Source organism: Pseudarthrobacter sp. NPDC080039, from assembly GCF_040702335.1.
GTDB lineage: Bacteria > Actinomycetota > Actinomycetes > Actinomycetales > Micrococcaceae > Arthrobacter > Arthrobacter enclensis_A.
The window spans coordinates 1-7482 of the sequence record NZ_JBFBKY010000054.1 but is presented as its reverse complement, the minus strand read 5'-3'; the positions used below and the strand labels follow the sequence as shown (position 1 = coordinate 7482).

8 protein-coding genes are annotated in these 7482 nt (G+C 62.0%); 3 read left to right on the top strand and 5 right to left on the bottom strand.

What is annotated here, in order from left to right:
• The first annotated feature begins 363 nt into the window (after positions 1 to 363).
• From AB0313_RS21875 to AB0313_RS21865, 3 genes are all read left to right on the top strand, one after another.
• Complete coding sequence (locus AB0313_RS21875; protein ID WP_366308418.1) at positions 364 to 837, top strand: hypothetical protein; 474 nt, start codon at positions 364 to 366, stop codon at positions 835 to 837.
• 249 nt (positions 838 to 1086) lie between these two features.
• The gene (locus AB0313_RS21870; protein ID WP_366308416.1) at positions 1087 to 1317 is read left to right on the top strand and encodes a hypothetical protein; all 231 of its coding nucleotides are present in this window, start codon (positions 1087 to 1089) and stop codon (positions 1315 to 1317) included.
• A gap of 61 nt (positions 1318 to 1378) precedes the next feature.
• Positions 1379 to 1942: a hypothetical protein gene (locus AB0313_RS21865; RefSeq protein WP_366308414.1), complete on the top strand. Its 564-nt coding sequence runs from the start codon at positions 1379 to 1381 to the stop codon at positions 1940 to 1942.
• A gap of 571 nt (positions 1943 to 2513) precedes the next feature.
• Here AB0313_RS21865 and AB0313_RS21860 read toward each other — a convergent pair.
• The 5 genes from AB0313_RS21860 to AB0313_RS21840 all read right to left on the bottom strand — a co-directional run.
• Positions 2514 to 3008, bottom strand: a complete 495-nt coding sequence (locus AB0313_RS21860) for an SRPBCC family protein (RefSeq protein WP_366308412.1) — start codon at positions 3006 to 3008, stop codon at positions 2514 to 2516.
• Between the two features lie 50 nt (positions 3009 to 3058).
• Complete coding sequence (locus AB0313_RS21855) at positions 3059 to 3451, bottom strand: nuclear transport factor 2 family protein (protein ID WP_366308410.1); 393 nt, start codon at positions 3449 to 3451, stop codon at positions 3059 to 3061.
• A 584-nt stretch (positions 3452 to 4035) separates the two neighbouring features.
• Positions 4036 to 4209, bottom strand: a complete 174-nt coding sequence (locus AB0313_RS21850; protein WP_366308408.1) for a hypothetical protein — start codon at positions 4207 to 4209, stop codon at positions 4036 to 4038.
• A gap of 960 nt (positions 4210 to 5169) precedes the next feature.
• Positions 5170 to 5493 carry a hypothetical protein gene (locus AB0313_RS21845; protein WP_366308406.1) on the bottom strand — a complete coding sequence of 108 codons (324 nt, stop codon included), beginning with the start codon at positions 5491 to 5493 and terminating at the stop codon, positions 5170 to 5172.
• 359 nt (positions 5494 to 5852) lie between these two features.
• Positions 5853 to 7482, bottom strand: a 1630-nt coding sequence (locus AB0313_RS21840; protein WP_366308404.1) for a HAMP domain-containing sensor histidine kinase, incomplete at its 5' end; no start/stop codon positions are given.

The following is a 7482-nucleotide window of genomic DNA, read 5'->3' as shown; positions in this document are numbered from 1 at the left end:
ATCATGAAACGACTGGGGGCAGAAACCATGCCGGGACCGACCGGCCAACACACCCTCATCCTGCAACAGGAACGGGCTACGAAAAAGGTAACGGGGGGGGGGGACTGGCGGCGGTTTGGGGGGCGGCATCCTCGGTCTCCTGGATGCCCTTACCGCCAGTCCCGGTCCCCATTAATAGAACCCCGCCCCAGCGGCGGGATTCATGTCGTCAACAGTATGCCCCATTCCTAAACGGCAGCCGATGATGGGCGCAGGGTTTGCTCAAGGCTCCGTCAGGCTTGTCCTACCGACGCCCAGCAGCGACGTATTCCCGGTCCAGAGTTAGGCGGATTCCATGACGTTGGGGACGCGGCGGAGCCGCTTGTGCACATTCAGGACTTCCGCATGGATTTCGGCGGCACGGCGGGGATCAAGAAGCGCGGTTTCGCCATCGCGACCCAGACGAACCCGGTCCTGTTGATCGTGGCTTTCTGCCTTCTGTACGCGTCGAACACCACGACCAAGAACAGCGCCGAGGCGCAAAAGAAAGCCCAGTTCTCCTTCACCTCCAGCGACACCTCCGGGATCATCGCACTGGCCGGGGCGCAGGCGGTCGGTGATACGCGTGTCACCGACCCGGCCCCCACCATCGAAGCGGTGAGAACGGGACATCGGCGGCGGCGTATTTCGAATACCCGGCCGACCCCACCAGGGGCCCGTGAAGGTCTACGCCGCCGACCAGGGCATGTTCGAGAACGGCAAGTACGAGGCCGTGGCCAAACAGTTGCTCGAAGCGCGCTGACAGCACCCGTCACCGCGCTGCTCCGCAACGGCTTCGGCACCCTGAGTACCCGTTGAAGCACCGATCGTCATCGTTGAACTGTTTGTGGTGGGGATCCTGATCCTGCGGCTGGCAGTGCACCTGTTCGGTTACGCGTCCATCGAATACGGCCGCAAACTCTCCATCGCGAAGGCTTTCCGGCGCAGCGAACTCGCTGCCAAATAGAACAAACACTTCGCAACGGGGATGACAGGTGCCGGGCCCCATGAGAAGAACAGGTAGCCCAGGGGGATAGCCCGAGATTTATCCGGGTGGGAAACTGAGGCGTGAACATCCAACAGTGGTGGCCAAAGCTTCCGCCCTCCACACAGCAGTGGCTGGAGGACAACAACGGCGATGTCGTTCCCCATGGCATCATCCTGGAAATTGCCGGCGCCGGCGGCCCACCCATGGGGGACCCCTGGTGGGATGAAAGTCGGGAAGCAGGCGGAGTGGTCCTCCCCGACGACGCCATCGACTGGATCGAAGCGACCGCCAACGACGAAGACCCAACGTAGAACGCCACGCACAGCCACGGGGGAAGCCCTGATGCTTGATGTCCGGGGAGATGATTGTCGCATGCAGAGAATTATGGGCTGGGTCGCAGCCGCTCTCATCGTCACCATCGTCTTCGGAAGTGTGTACCTGACGTTGCAGCATATTGGCCGCCAGGGGGTCAACGACGCGCCGGCAGCCGCCGCCGCGGCGCAGGTCCAGAACATTAGCTCCGACCCCGCAACCGGGCCTCGCCTGGAACTGACCAAAGACAGCGGCACATTTGTCATCGTCTACGGCGACGACAACAGAGCCATATCGACAACGGTCACCCTGCACGGGGATCTGCCGAACCTGCCCATCGGTGTCCTGGACGCGACCCGCACCGCAGGGACGGACGCCGTGACCTGGCAGCCGGAGCCCGGCCTCAGGATGGCTCTCGTTACCCGGCAGGCTGCAGGCAAGGTGGTCGTTGCCGGTCAATCCCTGACGCCGTTCGAAAACAAGGACAAATGGACCCAGCTCGTGCTGACTGCCGGATGGCTCGGCAGCATGATCGTTCTCGCCGCAGCATACGCCGTCATTGTTTTAATCTCCCGCCGGCAACGCCCGGGATCCGGCTCTGACGGTATTGGACACTACGCATAAACAGTCCACGTGGCTGGCGCCACACGGAGTCCGGTGAACCGTTGGGCCGCCTGGACCGGCGCAGGCCGCGCCGTTCTAGCATTATCCATTGGACGACGATCGGGAATTCTCGGCAGAAGAGAGACGCACCTACACCGCCGTGTGTCCGTTCTGCGGTGAGACGGCTTACCCCAGGTGGGAGCGCATCTACGACGAATCGGACCAGGAGCCAGCCGAGAAATGGAAACTGGCGCTACTTGAGTGCCTCACCCCTGGATGCCCTGACTCCCGGTAGGACGCATAGCCACCCGTACGCTTCCCCGGTCGACCCTCCACGCGGTCCTTTTTCGTGCTGCCACGCATTACCGCAGGGCTAATGGGCATGGGAACCAAGAGGTGTGCTTACCGACCCGACGCCCACTCTGGTCGGAACCTGCCCGTGATCACTGGTGTGTGGCGAGCCCCAGACCCCACAGGCTTGCGCAGTGACAGGCGAATCAATCCAGCCCCGTTTCGCGGCGCTGGCGCAGGTTGCTGAGGAGTTGAACGTGAACCAAAGCCTTCTGCAGGGTCTCATCAGGATCAGGGTGGTTCAGGCGCGGTACTCCTCGCGCGATGTGTTGGCGAGGAGCGGCGCGCCCAGATATGCGGCCAGCCTGGTTCCGCCTTTGTCCATGATTTTGTGGTGGTTCCAGGCGAAGAGAGGGCGGAGCAGCGGTGCCGTCAGGTTCATCCATCGCCGGGTTGTGCGAACATGCCAGTAGTAGACGGCGCTAGTCACGTCCCCTGTCTGGGAAAGCTCCCATCGGCCGGTTCCTTCCAGCTGCCCGGTGGATCTGGACTCAAGGAGCCGGGGCGGGTCCTGGCGCACGTTCTCAATGGTGAAGGACAGCGAGTACGGCAGCTTGCCTCTAATGGTGAATCGATAGGCTTTCCCCACCCCATCATTGCCGCCGGGCGCAACCTGGGCGACCTTGGAGATATACGGAAACCAGTTGGTGTAGGTCCTCGGGTCCGAGACCGCCTCCCATACGGTTTCGATGGGGGCCTGCAGCTCCCAGCGCGTCAGGAACCTGTAATCAGTCATCCCAGCTCCTTACTAGCGCATCATTCCCGGTAGCTGTTCCGTCAGGGCGCTCAGGACCAGAAATCGGATACCTGGGCGGTGTCCTCCGTCATTTCCAGGGCTTCGATCACTTTGCTGCCGGAGATGGTGAACACGATAACCGACCGCTGATCGAGGGACCTGCCGTTGCGTTCGGCGTGGTTGGACTGCACCCCGATCGTGTACCTGTCGCCTGCGGCGACATCCTCCAGGGTGAGCGTGAGGGTTCCTTGGGAGCGTGAGAACAGCTCCCCGAAGTACGCCAGGATTTCCCCGACGCCCTTCTTGTCTCCCGAGAGCCCCCCGGTTCCCCCGGTATGCCAGACTGCGTCTGCGGTGAACAGCTCGCGGAGGGTGTCCATGTCGCCTGTGATGAATGCATCATAGCCGCGCCGCACCAGTGCGACGTCTTCCTGTGCTCCCATTTCATGCACCTCTGTCATGGTTGTGAGGATTTGGCGAGGCCACCGTAAGCCCGGGGGCCGGGCTTGTCGAGAGGCGAACGTCCCAGGTTTGGAGGGATATCGACGCTGGTTCCGGCGTCGATATCCGAGGTTCGTGGCGCCCCAAAGGCACTGAGGCTCAGTTTGTTCCGCCCGCAGGGCGTTCGTCGATTTCCCTTCAACGTCCGTGAAGCGCACGTTCAGGGTAAGACAGCGGGGAGGAGCACACCGGGTACGGCAAAGTCGTAGATGCCTGTGATAGACGGTGTTCGCTTGGGTATGTTTGGCCGCTGAAACCGCGCCGATCCCGCCGGACAACCCCTCCATTGTCCGGTGCAAGGAACGCTACGCCCACTGCTGGACACCACGTCCGCTTATAAGGGTACTTACTATTTCTGGTGGAGGTCAAAGGATGCCGCCTTACTCCTGCTAGCCTCACTGTCACCTCTATTACTCAGCAGCGGTGGACGTCTTGCCGGCTGCGCGTCCAGGGTCGAAGGACGCAGGCAGTGGCAGCAGCGCACGGCCCCAGCTGGCGGCGCCCACCATCAACGACGTCCAGCTATTTATTGGAAGTAGGCGCGTATGACGGGGGCGAGTATGTCGTCCGGTACTGCATGCCCCTGGCCGGTAAGGATGTCCACTACTCCGTGCGGTGCTGCACCGGCTATGGACTGGGCTGCCCGCTGGGCCCATCGGCTTTGGTCGCCTGTCATGGCGAGCAGGGGTGCTTGAATCATGCGTAGTTGGTCCACGGGGACATTGCCGTCGTTGCAGAGTCGGACGTCGATGGGCAATGTTGGTGCCAGGGTCTCGAGATACGAGCCGGACCCACCTGCCAGTGTTGCGCTGATTCAATGACGTTGGGCGCGCCGCGGAGCACTCGACACCAAAGTCTTCGAACCCCGTGATAGGGGATGTCTCTGGGTATCTGCCGGAGGAACACTTCCTGAAGTTCAAACGTATGTGGGCGGCTGAAAGGCCTGCGTAAGGAGGCCGCCCTGTCCTGGTCTGCGAACTACCCCGAACGGATCGGCGCCCCGGAGAAGGCGAAAACTTTGATGGAACAAGCGCTCAGGTGGCCGGCAGCAGAAAGTCCAGGTTGGTGTGACGCGTCCTGAAAAAGTCAGGGTTTCGGGGCTTCCGCACGGAGAAAATGTTGGGGAGTCCGTACTCCTGCCGGGGACGTTTTAGGGAACGGATACTGGGAGGGTGAGTCCGTGAACACGCGGCTTTACGTGCGCCTGAATAAACCTCGTAGTTCCGGTACCTCGAGGCCGAGCCAGTGTGTGGGACAGGCGGGCTATCCCCCAGAGGCGGCGATTTTCTGCGGATTCCTTTTGATCGCGTCTGATAGGGCCATCGCGACCAGACCGAAGCAGCGGGACGCCTGATGCTGCGCCGTTCCCGGTGCGGGGAGGGCGAATCGTGGCGTGGGTGTGGGCCGGCGGCGGTGGGGGGTGGGCATCAACGGTCTCATGGATGCCTTGGCCGCCGGCCCTGTCCCCATTTGTAAGGTCCCGCCCAGCAGCAGGATCTTGACCTCTACGGTAGAACTCTTTCCCCAACCACACCGCACGATCAGTGCAATTTTTGCTCAAGACTGGTCTGCGTTTTGTGGCAGGCACGGTTCAGGGGCTGTGGGCATGAGCGTTTGGACCCGTGAGGAGTTCCTGGGTCGGGGTGTGAGCCTCGGTCAGTCAGTTAGTTGATGTTTCCAGCCGTTTCAGACCCTTGCGCAGGGAGCTTGCCACGGGTGCGCCCCGCGTCGCCAGGATCAATAACGCGGCAATCCGCCCTGCCGTACTTGTTGGGGTCCGGTTCCAGGTGATGTGGATTCGGGAGCCACCGCCTGTGCCGGGTTTGATCAGGGCCGTGACGTAGCTGCCCGGTGCGCAGAAATTACTCTCGGACACCGTCCAGGTGACGGTGTCCGGGGCTGACCAGTCGTAATGTTCTTTGGCCCAGATGGCGCCGCCCGGAGCTTTGCTTCCTTCCCTGATGTCCGCGTACGTTTCTCCCACGTCGTAGACCTCGTACATGGGTGGGAAGATGCCCGGCTAGGTTTCCGGCCGTCCGGGGCTGAAGTCCAGGAGCGCCGCCCGGACCTTCTCCGGCGGTACGCCGCAATCCATATCGAACTCCACCTTGGGCACGTCCGCTCCTTCCACGATGCTTCCAGTGTGCCCGTTTTCATCCTCCCCGCAAGGGTCTCTGATCAGTTTTCCGGGGGAAGGGTGACCGACGACGCTTCGGTGGCTTCGCAAGGGTGTACCAGCAGCAGGAACCTTGGCTTCGCGGCGGGTTCCGGAGGCACAACGCACCAAGATAGTTGGCGGTGACCTCATGGCGTACTGTGCGGTCGGGCGTGTTTTTGCTGCGTCTACGTGTTGTGGTGGGCGTCTTTGGGCAGTTTCACGGTGAAGGTGCTGCCGAGGTTTGGTTTGCTGGTCGCGTCGATGGTTCCGCCGTGGTTTTCGACGATGCGTTTGACGATGCCGAGTCCCAGCCCGACTCCCGGTGTCGCTGATTCACGGACGTCGTTGGAGCGGAAGTATCGGGTGAAGATTTTGGGGAGGTCCTCTTCGCTGATCCCGATTCCTGTGTCGGTTACGGACAGGTAGGCCGTGTCGGTGGTATCCCAGGCCCGGACGGTTACTGTGTCCCCTGGCCGGGAGTACTTGGTCGCGTTGGAGAGAAGGTTGTCCAGGACCTGTGTGATCCGCGCGGGGTCAGCCGTGAGCCACAGTGGTTGGCTTACTTCGTTGATGATGTCCACTCCCCGGTTCTGTGCCCGGGGCTTCGCGGTCGCGACGCACATTCCTATCACGTCCTTGAGGTCCATCTTCTGAGGCTGGACACCCATGGAGTCCGATGAGACGGAAAGCAGATCAGAGACCAGATTGAGGAGTTTCTCGGCGTTGCTCTGGGCTATCCGCAGATAGGCATTGTGTTGTTCGGGATCATCGTTCGGATCATCCAAAACGATGTCGAGATAGCCGAGGATGGACATCAGGGGTGTGCGGAATTCGTGAGAGATGTTCGCGACGAAGTCATCTTTTAGCGCCAGGGCGTTGACGTAGTCTGTGACGTCGCTGAACGCGAGGACCGATCCTGCGAAGTTACCGTCCTTGTCCTTCATCGGTCTCGCCGTCGAGGACAGGACGCGCTGGTTCGCCGGTGTCCCCATTCGGACCACGTAATCGGAGAAAGACTGGCCAAGGGTCGCCCGCGCGACGGGGCGGTGCTCGGTGGGGACGGGTGTAGTGCCGTCGCTTGCCAGGATGTTCAGTTCCTGTTCCCCCGATGAGGGGTCATGGGTCGGGGAGGCGAATGACCGGTTTTGGCGCTGCTGCTGGTTCATGAGGATGTCTTTGCCGGTGGCATCCACGGCTTGGACCCCGACACCGACGATGTCGAGCATGGTGTCCAGCAGGCGTTGCCGCTCAAGGCTTTCCCGGTAGGCCATGCGCAGTTCCGCGTCTTTGAGTTTCAGCCTGGTGTCCTGGGCGGCGAGGCTGCTGACCAGGATGTGCACCGCGCCGGCGATCACTGTCATGATCGCCGGCAGCAGGAAAGGTCGTGCTATGTCAGCAGCGGACGCCGACGGGCCGCCGAGCAGTGGGAGTCCGGCGACCAGGCCGCTCGCAACGAAGCTGAGGGCCACGCCCGTGCGCCCGAGCCGGGCAGCAAGCCAGATAACCGGAAATACAAGCAGCAGGCCGAGACTGGTGAAAGTTTCAACTGTAGCCTCACGTGCCAGCGCGACCGCCAGGAAGTCCAGTAGTGGAATCACCACAAAGGCGCTGCGGGGCAGGCGGTTCCAGGGAACCAGCACACAGACGGCGGTCAGTCCCAGACCAAGAACGAGCGCGGCCTCAAAGGCTGGGGCCTCGAGCGTGGCCGGACTGACAAACGCCAACAGGACCGCGACAAGCAGCAGCGACAGGGTGAGCGGCATCTGGCTGACCAGCATGCTGCGCCGCTGGGTCACATCACTGAAAAACCGCTTT

Coding starts and splice junctions, on each gene's coding strand:
- AB0313_RS21865 (WP_366308414.1), top strand. CDS start 1,379: ATGCAGAGAATTATGGGCTGGGTCGCAGCCGCTCTCATCGTCACCATC.
- AB0313_RS21860 (WP_366308412.1), bottom strand. CDS start 3,008: ATGACTGATTACAGGTTCCTGACGCGCTGGGAGCTGCAGGCCCCCATC.
- AB0313_RS21855 (WP_366308410.1), bottom strand. CDS start 3,451: ATGGGAGCACAGGAAGACGTCGCACTGGTGCGGCGCGGCTATGATGCA.
- AB0313_RS21850 (WP_366308408.1), bottom strand. CDS start 4,209: ATGATTCAAGCACCCCTGCTCGCCATGACAGGCGACCAAAGCCGATGG.